Annotated in this window: 18 protein-coding genes; 9 read left to right on the forward strand and 9 right to left on the reverse strand. The window is 41.9% G+C overall.

What is annotated here, in order from left to right; genetic code table 11:
• Window positions 1–59: 59 nt before the first annotated feature.
• Together purM and BKK52_RS03405 are read right to left on the reverse strand one after the other, a co-directional pair.
• Window positions 60–1,097, reverse strand: a complete 1,038-nt coding sequence (gene purM, locus BKK52_RS03400; protein WP_077419804.1) for a phosphoribosylformylglycinamidine cyclo-ligase — start codon at window positions 1,095–1,097, stop codon at window positions 60–62.
• A 131-nt stretch (window positions 1,098–1,228) separates the two neighbouring features.
• A complete protein-coding gene (locus BKK52_RS03405; RefSeq protein WP_077419803.1) occupies window positions 1,229–1,516 on the reverse strand; it encodes a YfcZ/YiiS family protein in 288 nt (95 codons plus the stop codon).
• A 203-nt stretch (window positions 1,517–1,719) separates the two neighbouring features.
• On the opposite strand from BKK52_RS03405, the gene BKK52_RS03410 reads away from it, so the two are divergent.
• The 3 genes from BKK52_RS03410 (at window position 1,720) to mutH (ending at window position 4,387) form a co-directional block, all read left to right on the forward strand.
• Window positions 1,720–3,120, forward strand: coding sequence for an outer membrane protein transport protein (locus tag BKK52_RS03410; protein ID WP_077419802.1), 1,401 nt, complete (start codon window positions 1,720–1,722; stop codon window positions 3,118–3,120).
• Between the two features lie 68 nt (window positions 3,121–3,188).
• Window positions 3,189–3,728, forward strand: coding sequence for a methylated-DNA--[protein]-cysteine S-methyltransferase (locus tag BKK52_RS03415; protein ID WP_077477895.1), 540 nt, complete (start codon window positions 3,189–3,191; stop codon window positions 3,726–3,728).
• A complete protein-coding gene (gene mutH, locus BKK52_RS03420; protein ID WP_077477897.1) occupies window positions 3,725–4,387 on the forward strand; it encodes a DNA mismatch repair endonuclease MutH in 663 nt (220 codons plus the stop codon). Before BKK52_RS03415 ends, mutH begins: the two co-directional genes overlap by 4 nt.
• Window positions 4,388–4,867: 480 nt before the next feature.
• On the opposite strand, the gene BKK52_RS03425 is transcribed toward mutH, so the two are convergent.
• The 6 genes from BKK52_RS03425 to znuC form a co-directional block, all read right to left on the reverse strand.
• Entirely contained in the window at window positions 4,868–5,485 is a 618-nt protein-coding gene (locus tag BKK52_RS03425) for a MarC family protein (protein ID WP_077419799.1), read from the reverse strand.
• Between the two features lie 78 nt (window positions 5,486–5,563).
• Window positions 5,564–6,853, reverse strand: a complete 1,290-nt coding sequence (gene tilS / locus BKK52_RS03430) for a tRNA lysidine(34) synthetase TilS (RefSeq protein WP_077477899.1) — start codon at window positions 6,851–6,853, stop codon at window positions 5,564–5,566.
• Window positions 6,853–7,719 carry a pyridoxal kinase gene (gene pdxY, locus BKK52_RS03435; protein ID WP_077419797.1) on the reverse strand — a complete coding sequence of 289 codons (867 nt, stop codon included), beginning with the start codon at window positions 7,717–7,719 and terminating at the stop codon, window positions 6,853–6,855. The genes tilS and pdxY overlap by 1 nt, the downstream gene beginning before the upstream one ends.
• Before the next feature lie 127 nt (window positions 7,720–7,846).
• Entirely contained in the window at window positions 7,847–8,794 is a 948-nt protein-coding gene (accA, locus tag BKK52_RS03440; RefSeq protein WP_077419796.1) for an acetyl-CoA carboxylase carboxyl transferase subunit alpha, read from the reverse strand.
• Between the two features lie 88 nt (window positions 8,795–8,882).
• Window positions 8,883–9,668, reverse strand: a complete 786-nt coding sequence (gene znuB, locus BKK52_RS03445) for a zinc ABC transporter permease subunit ZnuB (RefSeq protein ID WP_077419795.1) — start codon at window positions 9,666–9,668, stop codon at window positions 8,883–8,885.
• Between the two features lie 9 nt (window positions 9,669–9,677).
• Complete coding sequence (gene znuC, locus BKK52_RS03450) at window positions 9,678–10,472, reverse strand: zinc ABC transporter ATP-binding protein ZnuC (RefSeq protein ID WP_077419794.1); 795 nt, start codon at window positions 10,470–10,472, stop codon at window positions 9,678–9,680.
• A gap of 176 nt (window positions 10,473–10,648) precedes the next feature.
• Between znuC and mepM the strand changes: the two genes are divergently transcribed.
• The 6 genes from mepM to BKK52_RS03480 all read left to right on the forward strand — a co-directional run bounded on the left by mepM (window position 10,649) and on the right by BKK52_RS03480 (window position 16,965).
• The gene (mepM, locus tag BKK52_RS03455) at window positions 10,649–12,094 is read left to right on the forward strand and encodes a murein DD-endopeptidase MepM (RefSeq protein ID WP_077477901.1); all 1,446 of its coding nucleotides are present in this window, start codon (window positions 10,649–10,651) and stop codon (window positions 12,092–12,094) included.
• A gap of 169 nt (window positions 12,095–12,263) precedes the next feature.
• Window positions 12,264–13,217, forward strand: coding sequence for an ABC transporter permease (locus BKK52_RS03460; protein WP_077477902.1), 954 nt, complete (start codon window positions 12,264–12,266; stop codon window positions 13,215–13,217).
• Window positions 13,210–14,163, forward strand: coding sequence for an iron chelate uptake ABC transporter family permease subunit (locus BKK52_RS03465; protein WP_077477904.1), 954 nt, complete (start codon window positions 13,210–13,212; stop codon window positions 14,161–14,163). The genes BKK52_RS03460 and BKK52_RS03465 overlap by 8 nt, the downstream gene beginning before the upstream one ends.
• A gap of 13 nt (window positions 14,164–14,176) precedes the next feature.
• A complete protein-coding gene (locus tag BKK52_RS03470; RefSeq protein WP_077419790.1) occupies window positions 14,177–14,944 on the forward strand; it encodes an iron ABC transporter ATP-binding protein in 768 nt (255 codons plus the stop codon).
• A 9-nt stretch (window positions 14,945–14,953) separates the two neighbouring features.
• Entirely contained in the window at window positions 14,954–15,865 is a 912-nt protein-coding gene (locus BKK52_RS03475) for a siderophore ABC transporter substrate-binding protein (RefSeq protein ID WP_077477906.1), read from the forward strand.
• 146 nt (window positions 15,866–16,011) lie between these two features.
• Window positions 16,012–16,965, forward strand: a complete 954-nt coding sequence (locus BKK52_RS03480) for a sigma 54-interacting transcriptional regulator (protein WP_077477908.1) — start codon at window positions 16,012–16,014, stop codon at window positions 16,963–16,965.
• A 9-nt stretch (window positions 16,966–16,974) separates the two neighbouring features.
• Here BKK52_RS03480 and glnE read toward each other — a convergent pair whose 3' ends face one another.
• Window positions 16,975–19,917, reverse strand: a complete 2,943-nt coding sequence (gene glnE / locus BKK52_RS03485; RefSeq protein WP_077477910.1) for a bifunctional [glutamate--ammonia ligase]-adenylyl-L-tyrosine phosphorylase/[glutamate--ammonia-ligase] adenylyltransferase — start codon at window positions 19,915–19,917, stop codon at window positions 16,975–16,977.

Genomic DNA, 19,917 nt, shown 5'->3' on the forward strand with positions numbered 1-19,917 from the left:
ATCCTAAAAATAAAGAAAAGAAAGGCGAATTTTCATTCGCCTCAAAGAAAAGGGTGGGGCTATTGAATGACGACTTGTGCTTCGCCCTCTGCCGCTTGTTCAATATGCCCGATAAGCCAAGCGTTTTCGCCCGCCTGTTTTAACAATGCCAAAGCGGTTTCCACTTGATTTTGCGGAAGGGCAATCACCATCCCCACGCCGCAGTTGAAAGTGCGGTACATTTCGTAAGTGGAAATATTACCTTGTTCCTGTAACCATTTGAAAATAGGCTGCCACTGCCAACTTTTTTCATCAATCACCGCTTTAGTATTTTTCGGCAATACTCGTGGAATATTCTCCCAAAAGCCGCCACCGGTCAGGTGTGCGATGGCGTGAACATCCGTTTGTTTAATCAAAGATAAAACAGATTTCACATAAATTTTAGTTGGTGCAAGCACTTGTTCGCTTAGTGGTTTGCCGGCTAATTGCTCTGTTGCCGGATTAACACCGGAAACCTCAATCACTTTACGGATTAAAGAGTAACCGTTTGAATGAGGGCCACTTGAGCCTAGCGCAATTAAGGCATCGCCGCTACGAACCTGACTGCCGTCAATGATGTCGGCTTTCTCGACTACGCCGACACAAAAACCGGCTAAATCATAATCGCCTTCGTGATACATTCCCGGCATTTCAGCTGTTTCACCGCCAACTAAGGCACAGCCTGATTGCACACAACCCTCTGCAATGCCTTTCACCACACCGGCTGCTACATCGACCTCTAATTTTCCGGTGGCATAATAATCTAAGAAAAACAAGGGTTCGGCACCTTGTACGACTAAGTCATTGACGCACATTGCCACTAAATCGATGCCAATGGTGTCGTGTTTTTTCAAATCAATGGCTAAGCGTAATTTTGTTCCGACACCGTCAGTACCCGAAACCAAAATAGGCTCTTTATATTTGCTTGGAATGGCACATAATGCACCAAAGCCGCCCAAGCCCCCAATCACTTCAGGGCGTGTAGTGCGTTTAACGTGTGGTTTGATTTGTTCGACAAGTTCGTTACCGGCATTAATATCAACGCCGGCATCTTTGTAACTTAATGATGCTTTGCTCACAATGTTTTTCCCGTATTGATTAAATGAAAAAATCAGCGCGGATTGTATCAGCTTAGGCAAACGTTTGCGACAAAATTTTAAGACAAAAAAGACCGCACTTTTAAAAAAGTGCGGTTGTAATGAAGGGCGTTTTATCGGTTTGCTAATTCAAAAATCATCGCTTCGGCTTGGCAGCTGAACGTAAAACTTGCCTTTAATTGCACGCCATCTTCAACCGGCGATATTTCACTCACAATTTCACAAGGATCACTTTCTGTCTTACGTGCTTTTTCAGTGAGACGGTCGAGGGCTTGTTCCGCCTCTGCTTGGCTGGTATAAATTTGCTCAATATTAACAGTACGGTCAGAACCGTCAATAATAGCGCCCACATCCACACAGCTACAAGTCAATGATTCTTCTGCTTTGCATTTTACGGTCATATTTTGTCCTTATTTTGAAATGAAATTGGCGTTATTTTAGCACTTTTAAAAATCAGATGAAAACTCACCGCACTTTAAAGGGGAAAAAGAGAAACCCCTCACTGGTCGGAACTCTAGGAAAATCAACAAAATACATTTGCACGGTGGTAAATGGCGTTTTAGAATCTTGCGGATATTTTTATATAAATAACAAAAGGTTCCTAATGAAAAAATTTAACCATTCCTTACTTGCAGGTATTGTTTTACTCACAGCCGGTGGTGCAAACGCCGCCGCATTCCAGTTAGCGGAAGTTTCAACATCCGGTTTAGGTCGTGCTTATGCCGGTGAAGCCGCAATAGCGGATAATGCCTCTGTGGTCGCAACGAACCCGGCGTTGATGACTTTATTTAAACGCCCTGAAATTTCTATCGGTGCAATTCATATTGATCCTAAAATTGATGTCAATGGCGAAATTGGGGCTGTTTCAAGCTATCAAAAAAATATTGCACCGAACGAAAATATTCCAAGTGTTTATGCAGTGTACCCAATTAATGATCGCTTTAGCGTTGGTGGTGGTGTTAACGTAAACTATGGCTTATCAACAGGTTACAATGAACAATATGCATTTGGATTTGTTGGAGGGAAAACTGAGTTATCGGCAATTAACTTTAATGCAAGCGGTGCCTATAAAATTAATGATTATATTAGCTTTGGATTGGGGTTAAATGCGGTATATGCTAAAGCAAAAATTGAACGCCATGTAGGTGTTCTTCCCGATTTGTTAGTATCTAGAATTGCAACTAGAGAAGCGCAACGACTTGCTAAGTTAGCAGGTTTATCAGAACCAACACAGGCAATGATTGATGCGGTAAATCAGCGAATTAGACAAGGATTAAATACAGCCGCACCGAATCTAAAAGCAACAGATCGTTTAACCTATTTAAAAGGTGATGACTGGGGATATGGTTGGAATGCCGGTTTAGCCTTTAATATCAATGAAAATAATCGATTGGGCGTAGCTTATCGTTCTCAAGTTAAAATTAAATTTAAAGGCGATTTTAGTAATGATTTACCAACCACACTATTGGCAAACCAAACGATTGCAATGGCATTAGGACAAGCGAATATTGTTCCTACCGGCGGTCGCTCTATTGACGGTACTGTTGAATTAACCTTACCGGGTTTTTTAGAAGTTTCCGGTTATCACAAAATGACGGATAAGTTTGCTATGCACTATAGCTATAAATACACTCAGTGGAGCAAAGTAAAAGAATTACGTGCGATTGGGGAAGGAAGAACACTATTCCAAAAAGATGAAAACTTTCGTGATTCGAGCCGTATTGCTTTAGGTGCGACTTATGACATTAATGATCAATGGACGGTTCGTACCGGTATTGCTTACGATGAAAGTGCCGCAGATAGTGTCCATTCTATTTCGATTCCAGATACGGATCGTACTTGGTACAGCGTTGGTGCGACTTATCGCCCATCTGAAAATTGGTCTATTGATGCAGGTTATTCCTATTTGAAAGGTTCTAAAAAGACCTTCACAGAAAGCGGTGTAACATTTAACACTAAAGCAACAGCTAACCTTTACGGTTTAAATGTAAATTATCGTTTCTAATCAGTGAAAAATTCCGCATAATAAAGCGTACTTCGGTACGCTTTTTTTATATTAAAACGAGGCAAAAAATGACCGCACTTTACTACACCTATTATCCCTCTCCGGTGGGAAAATTATTGATTCTCTCCGATGGCGAACACATCACACACATTGATTTTGAAAAGGAACAATTTGCGCCGAATTCTAAATGGATTGCCGACAATAATTTGCCCGTTTTTCAAAAAGTGCGGTCGGCTTTTGATCGTTATTTTAACGGTGAGAAGGAGAACTTTTCGGCTATTCCCTTGAAAACGGAAGGGACGGCGTTCCAGCAAGCCATTTGGCAAGCTTTGCAACAAATCGGTTATGGCGAAACCTCAAGCTATGGCGAATTGGCGAAAATGATTAACAATCCGAAAGCGGTGCGCGCCGTGGGCGGTGCGGTGGGAAGCAATCCGATTAGTATTATCATTCCATGCCACCGTATTTTAGGCAAAGATAACACCCTCACCGGTTTTGGTGGCGGCTTGGCGGCAAAACGTTTTTTACTCCAATTAGAAAACATTTCTTATATTGATAAAGGAACCGAAGACACAAAACCCCGTTTTTTTAAGAAATATCACCAATGATCCCACAAACATTAACGCAACTTCTTGAGCGTGCGCAATCCATCGCCGGTTTAACCTTTGATGAGCTTGCCGATGAGATTGGCATTCCCGTTCCCCCTAATTTAAAACGGGATAAAGGCTGGGTAGGGATGCTTTTAGAAACTGCACTTGGTGCAACGGCAGGCAGCAAGGCCGAACAGGATTTTGCCCATCTTGGCGTGGAGCTGAAAACCTTGCCCATCAATGAACAAGGCTTGCCCTTGGAAACCACTTTTGTCAGCCTTGCGCCCTTGATACAAAATTCCGGTGTGCAATGGGAGAATTCTCACGTTCGTCATAAATTATCTTGTGTGCTTTGGATCCCCGTTGAAGGTAGCCGACATATTGCATTGCGTGAACGCCATATTGGTGCGCCGATTTTATGGCAACCAAGTCCGGAACAAGAACGCCAATTAAAACAAGATTGGGAAGAGTTGATGGAATATATCACCCTTGGCAAATTGAATGAAATCACCGCCAGAATCGGTGAAGTGATGCAGTTACGGCCTAAAGGTGCAAATAGTCAAGCCGTCACAAAAGGTATCGGAAAAAATGGCGAAGTGGTGGATACCTTACCGTTAGGGTTTTATTTGAGGAAGGAGTTTACAGCAGGGATTTTAAGGGATTTTTTAGGTTATTAGGGTTGACCTAGCGACCGGCTTTCTTTTACTCGTGTAAAAGAAAGTCGGTAAAGAAAACACACCCCAGTTAAATCGCTGTTATTCGCAATTCAGCATAGCTGACTTGCTCACCCCTTCGGGGCTGTCGACAAAGCCTACATTCAAAATCCGTTGGATTTTGTCTTATTTTTTTAATGCTAAATTTGTAAACTCGCTACGCTCAAACAGTACAAATTTAGCTAAAAATGCCAAGTCGCAAAGGCGATTTATATGGGGTCCCGAATTTATTGTCGCATTATTTAAAATGCGGTTGGTTTTAGAAAAGTTTTAAAAATATTAAATTTTTAACCGCACTTCATTCGTAGAAAAAATAGGTTCCTTTCTCTTTGCATGAGCAAAAAAAGTTGGCACCCATCGGTGAAACCCGATATGAATATTCCAAAAAGAAAAAGGTTTCCACCACAGAAACCTTTTTTTCAATATCAATTTTATTTCAGTTTCTTATGCCACCTGAGTAAAAAAGTCTTTCAGCCCGATTAACACGTTATTCACCGCCACCGTTGCCAAAATTAATCCCATCACACGGCTGATAATTGCGGCACCGGAGTTTCCGATAAAATGCTGAATTCGGTTAGCCGCAAGCAATAAAATGTAAGTAATGAATAATACTGCGAACATAATTCCTGCGGTGATAAATTGCTCGGTAAAATTAAAACGGTGATTGTCTGTTAAAAGCACAATTGCCATCATCGCACCCGGTGAAGCAATGGATGGAACTGCAAGAGGGTAAACGGCAATTTCCGTCATATTGGCTCTCATTTTAATTTCTTGTTCCGGTTTACTTTCACCAAAAATCATGGTTAATGCAAAGAGGAAAAGCACCAACCCTCCTGCGATTTGGAAAGCAGGGAGGGGAACTTGCATGGCTTCAAAAAGAATTTGTCCGCCCACCAAAAAGAAAAGGAGAATACCGGCAGAAATAATGACGGCATTGCGTGCAATTTTTCGGCGTTCTTCAAGGGAAAAACCGATGGTTTTAGAAAGATAAACGGGAATCGAGCCAATGGGGTCAATGACAGCCCAAAGTACAACAAACTGAACAATCAAAGAATCAAACATTTATTTTCCTTTATGTCATAAAAATATAAGCCCGAGCTATTCTATCAGATAAAAATCATAAAGTGCGGTAAGTTTTGGCTATTTTTCAGAATGTTCCCAAACCTTGAAAAAACCGACCGCACTTTGTAATTCTTTACCGTAAAAAATAAGCGGAATTCGGTTCCGCTGCCAAGGGGGAACGCCCAATACTTGCCAAATTTTTTTGATTTCCTCTCTTGGGCGTTTGGGGTGGTGTTTAATTTTGCCCGAATAGCCGAAGCGGATTTGAATCGGTAAATTGGTGGGCGGTAATTCAACAGAATATGATTGCCAAGAAAAAACAAAGCACTGTGGGGTTCGTTTTAAATAAAGTTCGCCCAGATTGTCGGGAAGAAGAATATGGTTATCCCGCATTTCAAGACAAACATTGGTCAAGTCTGCAAAATCAGGCGTGAGATACAACGTTGATTGATAGCGACGGACGATCTGTTCTCCTAAATGAAACTGAGCCTTTGCCTCTTTTTTTGCCAAAATGACATCATTTATCAATTGTTCGAGCCGGCGTTTAGTTGGCATTTCCCATTGATGTTGAGAGAGCCACATTCGCAAAAGTGCGGTCTGTTTTGCCGGAGAATATTGCCTGAAATGATGCAACTGAAATTCCGTTGGCGTTTGGCAATGTTCAAGGAAAGTGTCTTGCAAAAGTTCGTCAATCAGCTGTTGCTGTTCAAAACAATGTTGCGCAGAACGTTGAACGGCGCGATCAAAATGTGCCCAACGCTCACGGAGTTTTGGCAGAACTTCATTGCGTAAAAAATTGCGTTCATAACGGTTATCATCGTTACTTTCATCATAAATCCAAGTTAAATTCTCAGTGCGGGCGTAGCTTTCCAGCTGTTCTCGTGTAAAAGAAAGCAATGGACGAAAAACTTTCATACCGAATAATTCACTTTGGGTTTGCATTGCCCCCAGTCCTTGTAGACCGCTACCCCGTTTTAGTGTGAGAAAAAAGGTTTCCGTTTGATCGTTTAAATGATGCGCGGTGGCGAGGATTTCATTAGCTTGAATATGTCGTTGAATAGCGTGATAACGTGCCTCACGTGCTCCTGCTTCAACACCGTTGCCGATTTCAACTTTTACCTTTTCAATGATGAACGGAATATTAAATTGAGCGCATAAAGATTGGCAATGTTCGCCCCAACTATCGGCATTGGGACTTAAGCCATGGTGAATATGAATGGCGCGAAGATGAAAGTGCGGTTGATTTTGACGGTGTTTTGCAAATAAAGTGAGAAGGACTGTGGAATCCAAACCGCCGCTCAAGGCGATCAGATAGTGTTGAGCGGTGGTTTGTTTAAGTTGTTGTTCAAAAGCCGAAAATAAATCCATTAGGCAATTTTTTCTGCTTTGTATTGAGCGGTCGGATTGAGAATTTCAAAGCGTGCCGCAATGGTTTGTAACTCGTAAGAATTGAGTTCAAAGGTGGTTTTCATTACGCCCGCCACTTCATTATTCATTGCTTCAAAGGCTTCCACATCGGATTTTCCATTGAGTAAATTCGCTAAGAATGTACCGGCAATTAAATCACCCACGCCTACCGGTTCAAAGTTGAATTGATAAAGCGGACGGCTTAAATGCCAAATGCCTTCCGGTGTTGCCATAATGATTTCAAAGGTGTCCGGATCATTGATTTTCCCTACCTTACCTAAATGTTTCACGAGGACTTTTTTTACCCCTTTGTCCAGCAAAGCACGCGCGGCTTTTAATACATCCTCAAAAGAATTGATATGGAACTCGCTGAGTTGACGCAGTTCGTTCATATTTGGCGTCATAATATCCGCTACAGGAATAGCTTTCTCAATCAGGGCTTCGCGAACGCCATTTGCCACCACACAAATTTTTTCCGGATTTGGCATCACGGGGTCGCATAAATAAAGGGCATTTGGATTATGCTTTTTGATTTGTTCTAGGGCGTAAAGGATTTGATCCACTTGTTCTGCCGAGCCTAAATAACCGGAAAGCAAGGCATCACATTCTTGTAATTTTTCAATGTTTTCTAATCCGGTAACGATTTCTCGGATTTGCTCTTGCGGAATCACCATACCCGTCCATTTGCCGTATTGTGTGTGGTTGGAAAATTGCACGGTATTGAGCGCCCATACATCCACTCCTAATAATTGCATTGGAAAGGTGGCGGATTTATTTCCGGCAAAGCCATAGACAACGTGGGATTGGATGGAAAGTACGTTTTTCATTTTTGTCTCCTTTTTAATATATTGAAATTATTTGTTTTTTATGACGGGCACGGGCAATGTGTCCCTATGTATCGTTGAAGTGTCCGTTGTGTATATTCCACTGAAAAAGAGCGGTAAAAATGACCGCTCAACAATAACCATAAGACATTAAACGTTCATAGCGGCGGTTTAATAATGCTTCTTGGTTTAATTCGTCAAGTTCGGCTAAATCTTCAGTGAGGCGTTTTTTCAAATTCTCTGCCATTAGTGCATAATCACGGTGTGCGCCACCGAGTGGCTCCGGCACGATATTATCAATTAAATTGAGCTCTTTTAAACGTGCTGCGGTTAACCCCATCACTTCAGCAGCCGTGGAGGCTTTGTCTGCACTTTTCCACAAGATAGAAGCACAACCTTCAGGGGAAATCACAGAATAGGTGGAATATTGCAACATATTCACTTTATCGCCCACCCCGATGGCTAATGCACCGCCTGAGCCGCCTTCCCCGATAACCGTACAAATAACCGGAACAGATAATTGTGACATTTCGCGCAAATTACGGGCAATGGCTTCTGCTTGTCCCCGTTCTTCTGCACCAATGCCCGGATAGGCACCCGGGGTATCGATAAAGGTGATAATTGGCAGCTTAAAACGCTCTGCCATTTCCATTAAACGTAAAGCTTTACGATAGCCTTCCGGTGCGGGCATACCAAAGTTACGTTTCACTTTGTCTTTCACACTGCGACCTTTTTGGTGACCAATCACCATGACAGGGCGCCCATCCAAACGGGCTAATCCGCCCACAATAGCTTTGTCATCGGCAAAGGCACGATCGCCGGCAAGCTCTTCAAATTCGGTAAAAATGTGTTCAATATAATCAAGGGTATAGGGACGATTTGGGTGACGTGCCATTCGTGAAACTTGCCAGGCATCGAGATTGGCGAAGGTTTTTTTGGTTAATTCATCACTTTTCTTTTGTAAGCGGGTAATTTCATCGGTTAAATCCACTTTATCGTCAGAAGCGGTGCGTAATGCTTCGATTTTTGCTTCCAGCTCTGCAATCGGTAATTCAAAATCTAAATATTCTTGGGTCATTTTCTTATCCTAAAAACACCGTAAAAATCCACCGCACTTTATCAAGAATTAACAGGCGGCGCAAATAGTTTTCACTGGTTGGGGGAGCTTACAATGCCGTTCTTTTTAATAGGGACAACATAAATAAAAATGCTGAGCAAATGACGACTGAAGGGCCTACCGCTGTATCATAAAACGCAGAAAGCGTAAGCCCTCCCACCACCGAGAGGATACTGATAACCACGGCAAAGCCCACCATTGCCTCCGGTGTTTTCGCAAAACGACGGGCAGCGGCTGCGGGAATAATAAGCAAAGAGGTGATGATTAATGCCCCGACAAATTTCATGCTCAATGCAATGGTTAAGGCCGTTAAAATCATCACAATAAAGCGCATTTTTTTAATGTTAATGCCCTCTACTTGGGCAAGTTCCGGTGAGACGGTGGTGGAAAGCAGATCTTGCCAAAAATACAATAAGGTTGAGAGAACTACGATAACGCCAATGCCGATATACAGTAAATCCATGTAATTGATGGCCAGTAAATCGCCAAAGAGATAGTTCATTAAATCCACCCGCACATTTTTGAGCAAGCCCACGGTTACAACGCCAAGAGACAAACAACTGTGTGCGATAATACCTAATAGCGTATCAATGGAAAAAGAGGTGTTGTTTTCTAACCAAACCATTAAAAGCGCAATAATTAAAGTCAGCACGACAATGGCCAAGTAAGGATTGACTTGAAGAAAAAGACCTAACGCCACACCAAGTAAGGCAGAGTGGGAAAGGGTATCGCCAAAATAGGCCATTTTACGCCATACCACAAAAACCCCAAGAGGGGCGGTAATCAACGATAACAATATCCCGCTTAACAAGGCGGGAAAAAGAATTTCAAACATGCATTATCCTTAATTTTGGCAATGGGTTGATGAACCATTACAGTCGCACACATCGCCATGCAAGTTATGGTGATGATTGTGATGATGGGTGTAAAAGCCCACATTTTGAGAAAGCTGATTCCCCCAAAGACGAATAAAAGTGGGATCGTTTGAGAGGGTTTCCGGTGTGCCGGCACAACAAATGTGTTGGTTAATGCAAAGTACTTCGTGGCTGTCTGCCATCACAATATGCAAATCATGAGAAACCATCAACACGGCACAATTGAGTTGTTGTTGTGTTTGGCGGATAAGCTGATACAGTTCCGCTTGCCCGGAAATATCCACACCTTGGGTTGGCTCGTCTAACACCAATAAATTAGGTCGGTTTAAAATCGCTCGGGCTAAGAGCACCCGTTGCATTTCACCACCGGAGAGTTTTTGCATAGTATTGTGGCGTAAATGTGTAATAGACAGCTGCTCAAGTGCGGTTGAAATTTCTTGTTTTTTTACCCCTTTTTTTAAAGCGAGAAAACGCGCTACGGTAAGCGGTAAACTGTGATCTAAATGAATTTTTTGCGGCACATAGCCAATGCGTACATCGTTGCCGTAAATCACTTCACCGGAAGTGGGCGCTTGTAATTTAAGTAAGGTTTTTAACAGGGTTGATTTTCCGCCACCGTTAGGCCCGACAATGGTGATAATCGAGTTGGGGTAAAGGGTTAAATTGATATTGTTTAACGCGGTTTTTTGTTCAAACACCACATTAATATTTTTAAGTTCAATTAATGGTGAGTTTGGATCGCGTTGAATGGAATGGATTTGCATAATGCCGTCAGTGTCAAATTTGGTGGCTAACCTTAGCGTATTTTAGGGTATTTCTCAAGATATTCTGTTTTATGACGAATATTTAGACATCCTTTTTATCGCTTTTAAGGTAGAATGAACCTCTTTTATAATTTGTAGTCTGAAAAGCGACATTATTTTCATTTAGGTAGCCTGTTTTGCAACACGTTAAATTAGCCAGAGACAGAAGAAAAAAGAAATCCCGTATCAAAGCGGTGATTTTTTTTATTTCATTGGCGCTAATTTTTAGCGGCATTATGCTGGGCTTAAAAGATAACGCGGAATTAGCTCCCTCAGTCCAAAGTGATCTGGAACCTGAAATGGTTGATGATGTGCAATATCAATCCCTTATACCGGAAGAAACGGTCAATCACACCACTTCACCTCAACACACCGAGGAAGACGCCACCTCTTATGATGACGAATTGCAAGCCCAAGATGATGAAGTGGAAGAAGTGAAACCGGAGTTTGATGAGATTGATGCGCTCCCTCAAGATGCGCAAGATGCCTTAACCAGTTTGCTTGATGCGGCCGATGAGGCATTGCGGATCACCGACCAATTTAGCCATACTGTAGTACGGGGTGACAAATTAAGTGATGTATTAGGTCTTTCAGGGTTGGATGATGAAACGGCAAACGCACTTATTGCGGCTTATCCTGAGTTAAAAAATCTGCGTGCGGGGCAGCAATTCTACTGGATTTTAGATAAAAACGACCAACTGGAATACTTAAATTGGCTGGTTTCCGAAAAAGAAGAACGCATTTATGAGCGTGTGGCAGAAGGCAAATTTAAACGTCAAATTCTCGAAAAACAAAGTGTTTGGAAAAAAGAAGTCTTGAAAGGTCAAGTAAAGGGTTCATTTTCGGCAAGTTTGCGTGCATTGGGGCTAGATTCTCGTCAGATCTCGCAATTAAGCTCCGCATTACAATGGCAAGTGAGTTTACAAAAACTCAAAAAAGATACGCAGTTTGCGGTGCTGGTTTCACGGGAATATTTAGGGGATAAACTCACCGGTCAAGGTAATGTTGAGGGGATTCATATTATCGCTAACGGCAAGAGTTATTATGCCATTCAAGCCTCAAATGGTCGTTATTATAACCAACAAGGCGAAACCCTAGGAAAAGGTTTTGCACGTTATCCGTTGCAGCGTCAGGCTCGAATTTCTTCGCCATTTAATCCAAGCCGCCGTCACCCGGTGACAGGTCGGGTTCGTCCCCATAAAGGTGTGGATTTCTCTGTCCCAACAGGTACACCTGTCATCGCACCGGCAGATGGATTGGTGGAAAAAGTGGCCTACCAAGCCGGGGGGGCAGGGCGTTATGTGGTGTTACGCCATGGTCGTGAATATCAAACGGTTTATATGCATTTAAGCCGTCCGTTGGTGCGGGCAGGGCAAACGGTGAAAAAAGGGGAGCGTATCGCCCTTTCTGGCAACACCGGCATTTCAACAGGCCCTCATTTGCATTATGAATTCCATATCAATGGCCGCCCGGTCAACCCGCTAACCGTAAAACTGCCGGGAGGTAGCAGCGGTATGGCAACAGCAGAGCGTAAACAATTCCTAGTCCGTGCAAAAGAAGCGATACGGATGTTAAAACTGTAATACACAAAAAGTGCGGCGATTTTGACCGCGCTTTTTGCGTTTTTACTTTCCCAAAAATCTTCGTTTAGGCGATCTTCAAATCAGAAAAGTTTTATGTTTTAAAGCCCATCTTTATCCAGCCTTTTTGATATGGTATCCTTTTGCAGTTAAGAATTATTATCATTGATTTATGGTTAAGCAACGTTATCTGATTTTTCTTATTTTCGTATTTTCGTGTATTTCGCTTTTTCTTGGAGTAAGCACGGTTAATTTGCAAGGGCTGTTTAATTTTGAGGGAAATCAATGGCAAATTTTTTTGATAAGCCGCCTGCCGCGTTTAGTGAGTGTTTTGATTGCCGGGGCTTCTTTGAGTGTTTGTGGTCTGGTGATGCAACAATTAAGTCGGAATCACTTTGTTTCACCTACCACCGCCGGCACGATGGATAGTGCACGCCTTGGTATTTTAATCGCGATGCTGTTTTTTCCCTCCGCCTCTATGTTATTGAAAATTAGTATTGCAGTAGTCGTGTCTTTTTTGGGTACGCTGCTTTTTATGACGATTCTTGCCCATGTAAAATTCAAAGATATGATTTTTGTTCCTCTGGTGGGGATTATGTTTGGCAATATTATTAGTGCCATCACCGCTTTTATCGCCTATCAACAGGATTTATTGCAAAACCTCTCAGGATGGTTACAAGGGGATTTTTCATTGGTGATGGCAGGAAGGTATGAGTTGCTTTATTTCAGTATTCTGATGATCGCCATTATTTATCTGTTTGCCAATCGTTTTGCTATTGTGGGGATGGGGAAGGATTTTTCGGTCAATTTAGGCCTAAATTACCATCAAGTTTTATACCTTGGTTTATTGCTTGTGGCGGTGGTATCTTCCGTTGTTATCGTTTCTGTGGGTGTCATTCCTTTTCTCGGTCTGATAATTCCGAATATTGTGCGGCTTTATTTGGGGGATAATCTCAAAAAAGCCCTTTCCCATACGGCGTTATTGGGTGCGGTTTTTGTTTTGTTCTGTGATATTTTGGGGAGAAGTGTGATTTACCCTTATGAAATTTCGATTAATGCGGTTGTCGGTGTGTTTGGCAGTGGTATTTTCTTATTTTTATTATTGAAACGGTATCGCAATGGCTAAAAAATCTTTGTCTCAATTTCTTTTACTTACGATTTTAGTCTTTATTTCGACCGCACTTTATTTGGGATATGCCCTACCAAGCCGTTGGCAATATGCACTGGAACATCGTAGTTTATCGCTGTTGGCGATGGTGATAACCGGTGTAGCGATTGCTCTTGCCACAATGATTTTCCAAGTTATTGTAAATAATCGCATTCTTACCCCGAGCCTTTTAGGACTGGATTCGCTGTACTTGCTAATTCAAACGGGCATTATTTTCCTGTTTGCTTCAAGCACCTTATTATCAATGGATTCCATCGCCTTATTTGTAATCTGTACGGTGGCAATGATGTTATTTTCCCTTTTGCTTTATCATTTTTTATTTAAAAAAGAATCGCAGGGTATTTTCTTTTTGCTTCTCGTGGGGATTATATTCGGCACGTTTTTTAGCAGTTTAACTACTTTTATGGAAGTGCTTATTGACCCTAATGAATTTCAAATTGCACAGGATATCGGTTTTGCCAGTTTTAATCGAATTAATACTCATATTTTGTGGATTGCCCTGATTGTTTTAAGCGGAACGGTTTTATTCAGCCTACGTTATTGGCGTTATTTTGATGTGTTGGCATTGGGGCGTGAACACGCCATTAACCTCGGTGTCGAGCATCATAAGATGATAAAAAAATTGTTGATTATCGTAGCAGTTTTAATTTCGGTCTCCACCGCACTTGTGGGTCCGCTCACTTTTCTCGGGCTTTTAGTCATGAATTTGACCTTTGAATTTATACGTGACTACCGCCATAAAATATTAATTCCTGCCGCAATGTTAATTTCCGTGATAACGCTGGTGTTAGGTCAATTTTTAGTGACGCAAATTTTCACTTTCCGTACCACATTGAGCATCATCATTAATTTTGTGGGCGGGATCTATTTTATTTACCTTTTATTAAAAACGAATCGTCAATAGGACATAGCACGAGATGGCAATCGAAATTAAACATATCAGTAAAAGTTACCATGGTAAAAAAGTGGTGGATGATGTTTCACTCAGAATTCCGAAAGGCAAAATCACCTCTTTTATCGGGCCAAATGGTGCAGGGAAAAGCACGGTATTATCCATTATCAGCCGTTTACTTTCTGCCGATAGCGGCGAGGTGTATTTAAACAATGAATTATTGAATGGTAAAAAAAGTAGCGATATCGCCAAAGAACTCGCTATTTTAAAGCAAACCAATAATATCAATTTGCGTTTGACCATTGAGGAATTGGTGGCATTCGGGCGCTTTCCCTATTCCAAAGGAAACTTAACGGAAAATGACCGCACTTTTATTGACAATGCCATTGCCTATATGGATTTAGAGGCGATTCGCCACCAATATATCGACAGCTTAAGCGGTGGACAACGCCAGCGTGCGTATATCGCGATGGTGTTGGCACAGGATACGGATTGTATTTTGCTTGATGAACCGCTGAATAATCTGGATATGAAACATTCCGTGCAAATTATGCAGGTGCTGCGTAAATTAGCGGATGAATTGAATAAAACTATCGTGATCGTGATTCACGATATTAATTTTGCCTCCTGCTATTCGGACTATATTATCGCGATGAAAAACGGACGTTTGGTTCAACAAGGCGATGTAAACCATATTATGCAATCTTCCGTTTTACAGGAAATTTATAATATGACGATTCCGATTCAAGAAATTAATCAACGTAAAATTGCCGTTTATTTTAGACATAACTAGGAGTTCTCTATGAAAAAAACATTTTTTGCTTTAACTTTCTCTTTTTTAACCTTGCTGGGCGGTGCAGCCAAGGCCGCCGATATTCAGGTGGAAAATTTTGCCGGCAAGCAAACAGTGCCGCAAAATCCACAAAAGGTTGTTGTACTTGATTTTGGTGCGGCAGATACCATTCGTGCTTTAGGGGCAACGGATAAAATTATAGGGTTTCCACAAAGTGGTAAAATTCCGCACTATCTTTCCGAATTTGCCGATAAAAAATTTAGAAATGTGGGGGATTTGAAAGAGCAATCCCTTGAGCAAATTAATGAGATTGCACCGGATTTGATTATTGCCTCAAAACGTCAGGAAAAAATGTTGGATAAATTCAAAGAAATCGCTCCGGTTTTTTTCATTGATAATGACTATAAAAACTACTATGGCAGTTTTCAGCAAAATGTAACCGCACTAGGCAAGATTTTTGATAAAGAAGAGTTGGCGAAAGAAAAACTCGCTGCCCTAGACAATGTGGTGAGCCAAGTGGCAAAAGAGGCTCAGCATAAAACGGCGTTATTGGTGCTGGTAAATGAAAGTAAAATGAGTGCCTTTGGTGACGGTTCGCGTTATGGTATGGTATATCAAAAATATGGGTTTCAACCGATTGATCCCAATATTAAATCTTCCACTCATGGTCAAAGTGTCGGATTTGAGTATATTTTAGAGAAGAATCCGGATTTCTTACTGGTGGTGGATCGCACTGCAGCAATCACAGAAAAAGCCAATAATGCACAAAAGGTGTTGGATAACGACATCATCAAACAAACCAAAGCCTATAAAGACGGGAATATTGTCTATTTGGATGCAGCGAATTGGTATCTTGCCTTTGGCGGTTTAGAATCTATGGAAATCATTTCGCAAGAATTGAATAATGCCGTGCGGAAATAAATTTTCCCCCTTTCCTCTAATTGTTTCTACGCCCCTTTCCTCTCGCCCCTTTTCTTGGGGCGTTTATTCACCTGTAAAATAATCTTTACAGCATTTTGTAAACCTTTTATGATAGGGAACATTTCAATTCTCTTTGAATCTTCAAAATGACTTTTACATTTGATCCCCAACACCCCTTCTGTTGTTTTATTACCCGCAGTGAAACCATGAAAAGTGCGGTAGAAAATGCCAAACGTTTTGCCATGTTTGATGTGCCTTTATTGATCCAAGGTGAAACAGGAACGGGAAAAGATTTATTGGCAAAAGCCTGCCATTTTCAAAGTTTACGCCGAGATAAAAAATTTATTGCGGTCAACTGTGCAGGTTTGCCTGATGAAGATGCCGAAAGTGAAATGTTTGGGCGAAAAGTGGGGGAAAGTGAAACCATCGGTTTTTTTGAATATGCCAATGAAGGCACAGTATTGTTGGATGGTATCGCTGAATTATCACTTAATCTTCAAGCAAAATTGCTGCGTTTTCTGACAGATGGTTCATTCCGCCGAGTGGGCGAAGAGAAAGAGCATTATGCCAATGTACGGGTGATCTGTACCTCACAAGTGCCGCTTAATCGGTTGGTTGAGCAGGGCAAGGTGAGAGCAGATTTATTTCATCGCCTCAATGTATTGACGATTAATGTGCCGCCATTGCGTGAACGGCTTGAGGATATTCCTTCTCTTGTACAAGGTTTTTTGCAAGAAATTAGCGATCAACTCAATATTCCACTGCCAACCTTTGAGCCTGATTTTCTCACTTATTTAGCCCAATATGATTGGCAGGGCAATGTCCGAGAGCTTTATAATACGCTCTATCGAGCCTGTTCATTATCAGAAAAAAATTATTTAACGATTGCCAGTTTAGATTTGACAATGCCACAAAGTGCGGTCATTTCTATCAATGAATTTGAACATCAAACCCTCGAAGAGATTATCGGGCAATACGAAGAAAAAGTGCTGCGTGCCTTTTATAAAGAGTTCCCCAGCACAAGAAAACTGGCACAACGTTTGGGCATTTCCCATACCGCCATTGCCAATAAATTAAAGCAGTATGGGATTGGTAAATAACAGTAAGCGTTAGTGAAACAGTTTATCCCAAAATTGCTTGATAAACGTCCTTTCCGTTATTAATTCATCATTGGACACGACGGCATTTTTACCGAGCAAATTGAGGTGATGAATGTTATTGCGTAAATCCACATAGCATTGTTTGAGTTGGGTGGCATCCGATTGATGAATAATGCCCGCTTTCGCCATAGATTCAAAAATTCTCACATTGTCCGACCATCTGGTTAATGCGGGGTTTTGTGGGGCATAAGCCAACATTAAATATTGGGCAATAAATTCAATATCCGTAATGCCGCCACGATCGGTTTTAATGTTAAATTCATTGTCTTGAGAATGGGATAAATGGGTAAACATTTTCTCACGCATGGCTGACACTTCTTGTCTTAGCGTTGCACCGTCCCTTGGGGTGGAAAGAACCCGCTGACGAATGGCTTCAAATTTTTCCCGCAATGAGGCTTCACCAAAAACCGGGCGAGCCCGTACCAAGGCTTGTTTTTCCCAAGTCCAAGCTTCATTCAATTGATAATTTTCAAAGGCGGAGAGGGAACACCCCAGTAAACCGGCTTCACCGGAGGGGCGTAATCGCATATCAATGTCATAAAGTACCCCCGCACTGGTATTTAAGCTAAAAATGCTCACGATTTTTTGGGCAAGTTTGAGGTAAAACTGATTGTTATCGATGATTTTTTTCCCACCTACCGTTTGACCTTCCACTGCTTCATAAAGAAAAACCAAATCGAGATCGGATTTGTAACCCAATTCGATCCCCCCGAGCTTTCCATAGCCCACCACCAAGAAGTTTTTTTCACCATGTTGTAAATGTTGAGGCACACCAAAGCGGTCAGAAACCTGTTTCCATGCCAAATTCACCACGGATTGAATGATGGCTTCTGCCAAATAGGTGAGATGATCGCTGACTTTCATCACCGGCAATGCGCCTAAAATATCCGCAGCAGCCACCCTCAACAACGTGGCTTGTTTAAATTGGCGTAAGGCATTGATAAATTGCTCTTCATCATCTTGGGGTAAGCGCAATAAATATTGTTGAAGTTCATCAGCATATTGGGTGAAGGGGAGAGGATGACGCAAACTTTCCGTGTTAAGAAGCTCATCAAGCAAAATCGGATGCTGGGCAAGTTGATCAGCAATCAGCTGAGATTGGGCACTCAGTTTGATCACTTGACGTAAGGCCTGAGGATTTTCAAGTAACAGCTCTAAATAGGTGGTACGACTGGAAATTTTCTCAATGAGATGCAAAATTCGTGGTAATAAAGTGCGGTAGTTTTCTTGTTTAAAAATCAGTGAAAACACCGTTGGCATTAATTGTGCCAGCACTTCCCGCCCACGGCTTCCAATCACTCGGCGATGTAAATTTTCCTTAAATTGCCCAAGCTTGTTTAATATCTCATCAATATCTTCAGGCAGGATGTCGGTTTCTTGTAGCATTTGCGCTATGTCATCAAAATCTGCCTCTAAAAAGTCCAGCCATTGGTTTTCTTTTTCCCTGTTTTCCTCTGTTTCTTCACCAATAAGTTGATTGAACACCGCGCGCACTTTTTCCTGCATCTGTTGTAAAGTGCGGTGAAAATCTTGCCAGTTTTCTATTATATAGTGGCGTTCAATCTGCTGATTTTGCTCATCTAAACAAGTGAAATGCCGACAGGCCTCAATTAATCGCCATTGGTCTATGTCATGGGTGGGCAAGGTTTGGGTTTGTTGATCATTGATGGCTTGTAGAATATTTTCGACCCGGCGTAAGAAAAGATAACTTTCCCGCAAATGCTGATATTGCGTTGGGGTAATAAGCCCCAATTGGGTTATTTTAGGCAGAATATGAAGCAAACTCTGCTGTTGTAAGGCAATTTCCCGTCCCCCACGAATTAATTGAAAAACTTGGGCGATAAATTCCACTTCACGGATCCCACCTGCCCCCAGTTTGATATTTTCTTTCAGCCCACGGCGGCGAACTTCTCGTTCAATTTTTCCTTTCATCTCCCGCAATGATTGAATCACGCTGAAATCAATGTAGCGGCGGTAAACAAAAGGCCGGAGCATTTTTTCCAAATAGGTGATATTCGGATCATCACTTTGTGCGCCCAAAATACGCCCTTTAATCATGGCATAGCGTTCCCAATCCCGTCCTTGGTCTTGATAATATTGCTCCATGGCGGCAAAACTTAGGGCTAACGCCCCGTTTTCACCAAAAGGGCGTAGGCGCATATCCACACGATAAACAAACCCATCTACGGTGAAATCATCTAAGGCACTGATTAAGCGTTGCCCTAGGCGTGTGAAAAATTTGGCGTCATCTACCGGTTTTCTTGCCCGGCTTCCTTCGATATTCGTTTCTCCCTGAGTGGGATAAGTAAAGATCAAATCAATATCGGAAGAAAAATTAAGCTCAAATCCACCGAGTTTTCCCATGCCCAAAATATAAAGTGGTTGGGCTTTGCCTTGTTCGTCCAATGGTGTGCCCATTTCCTCACAGGCTTGGCGATAAAGCCAATCCCGAGCAGCAATAATAAGGCTTTCAGCCAACTGTGAAAGACGGATAAAAATCTCTTCAACCGTGGCAAGGTTGAGGCTTTGGCAAAAACTGAGTTTTGCCATTTCTATATTGCGGAAAATGCGTAAGGTCTTATAAAACGCCGCTTCATCGGAAATATTTGCCAGTTGATTGTTCAAACGTGCCGAATATTGTTCGCACGCTGCAAAAGTTGGGCTTTTTTCCCACCATTGTGCCAATAAGTGCGGTTGTTTTTGCAAGACTTTTTCCACAAACTCCGACATCGCCACCGCATAGCCTAATCGCCCGATTGGGTGGCTTTTTTCTTGTTGATATTGCTGAATGTGTTGGGTGATGACATGGATATCCGTTTCAGGAAAAGATTGGCACAAAATCGAACCAAGTGCGGTAAGTTTTTGTTCTATAAGCGAGGAAAGTGCGGTCAT

It is taken from the genome of Rodentibacter trehalosifermentans (assembly GCF_002000545.1).
GTDB lineage: Bacteria > Pseudomonadota > Gammaproteobacteria > Enterobacterales > Pasteurellaceae > Rodentibacter > Rodentibacter trehalosifermentans.

Excerpts from the sequence above, each read along its gene's own strand:
- BKK52_RS03405 (WP_077419803.1), bottom strand. The coding sequence starts at position 1,516 with ATGACCGTAAAATGCAAAGCAGAAGAATCATTGACTTGTAGCTGTGTG.
- BKK52_RS03410 (WP_077419802.1), top strand. The coding sequence starts at position 1,720 with ATGAAAAAATTTAACCATTCCTTACTTGCAGGTATTGTTTTACTCACA.
- BKK52_RS03415 (WP_077477895.1), top strand. The coding sequence starts at position 3,189 with ATGACCGCACTTTACTACACCTATTATCCCTCTCCGGTGGGAAAATTA.
- mutH (WP_077477897.1), top strand. The coding sequence starts at position 3,725 with ATGATCCCACAAACATTAACGCAACTTCTTGAGCGTGCGCAATCCATC.
- BKK52_RS03425 (WP_077419799.1), bottom strand. The coding sequence starts at position 5,485 with ATGTTTGATTCTTTGATTGTTCAGTTTGTTGTACTTTGGGCTGTCATT.
- tilS (WP_077477899.1), bottom strand. The coding sequence starts at position 6,853 with ATGGATTTATTTTCGGCTTTTGAACAACAACTTAAACAAACCACCGCT.
- pdxY (WP_077419797.1), bottom strand. The coding sequence starts at position 7,719 with ATGAAAAACGTACTTTCCATCCAATCCCACGTTGTCTATGGCTTTGCC.
- accA (WP_077419796.1), bottom strand. The coding sequence starts at position 8,794 with ATGACCCAAGAATATTTAGATTTTGAATTACCGATTGCAGAGCTGGAA.
- znuB (WP_077419795.1), bottom strand. The coding sequence starts at position 9,668 with ATGTTTGAAATTCTTTTTCCCGCCTTGTTAAGCGGGATATTGTTATCG.
- znuC (WP_077419794.1), bottom strand. The coding sequence starts at position 10,472 with ATGCAAATCCATTCCATTCAACGCGATCCAAACTCACCATTAATTGAA.
- BKK52_RS03460 (WP_077477902.1), top strand. The coding sequence starts at position 12,264 with ATGGTTAAGCAACGTTATCTGATTTTTCTTATTTTCGTATTTTCGTGT.
- BKK52_RS03465 (WP_077477904.1), top strand. The coding sequence starts at position 13,210 with ATGGCTAAAAAATCTTTGTCTCAATTTCTTTTACTTACGATTTTAGTC.
- BKK52_RS03470 (WP_077419790.1), top strand. The coding sequence starts at position 14,177 with ATGGCAATCGAAATTAAACATATCAGTAAAAGTTACCATGGTAAAAAA.
- BKK52_RS03475 (WP_077477906.1), top strand. The coding sequence starts at position 14,954 with ATGAAAAAAACATTTTTTGCTTTAACTTTCTCTTTTTTAACCTTGCTG.
- BKK52_RS03480 (WP_077477908.1), top strand. The coding sequence starts at position 16,012 with ATGACTTTTACATTTGATCCCCAACACCCCTTCTGTTGTTTTATTACC.
- glnE (WP_077477910.1), bottom strand. The coding sequence starts at position 19,917 with ATGACCGCACTTTCCTCGCTTATAGAACAAAAACTTACCGCACTTGGT.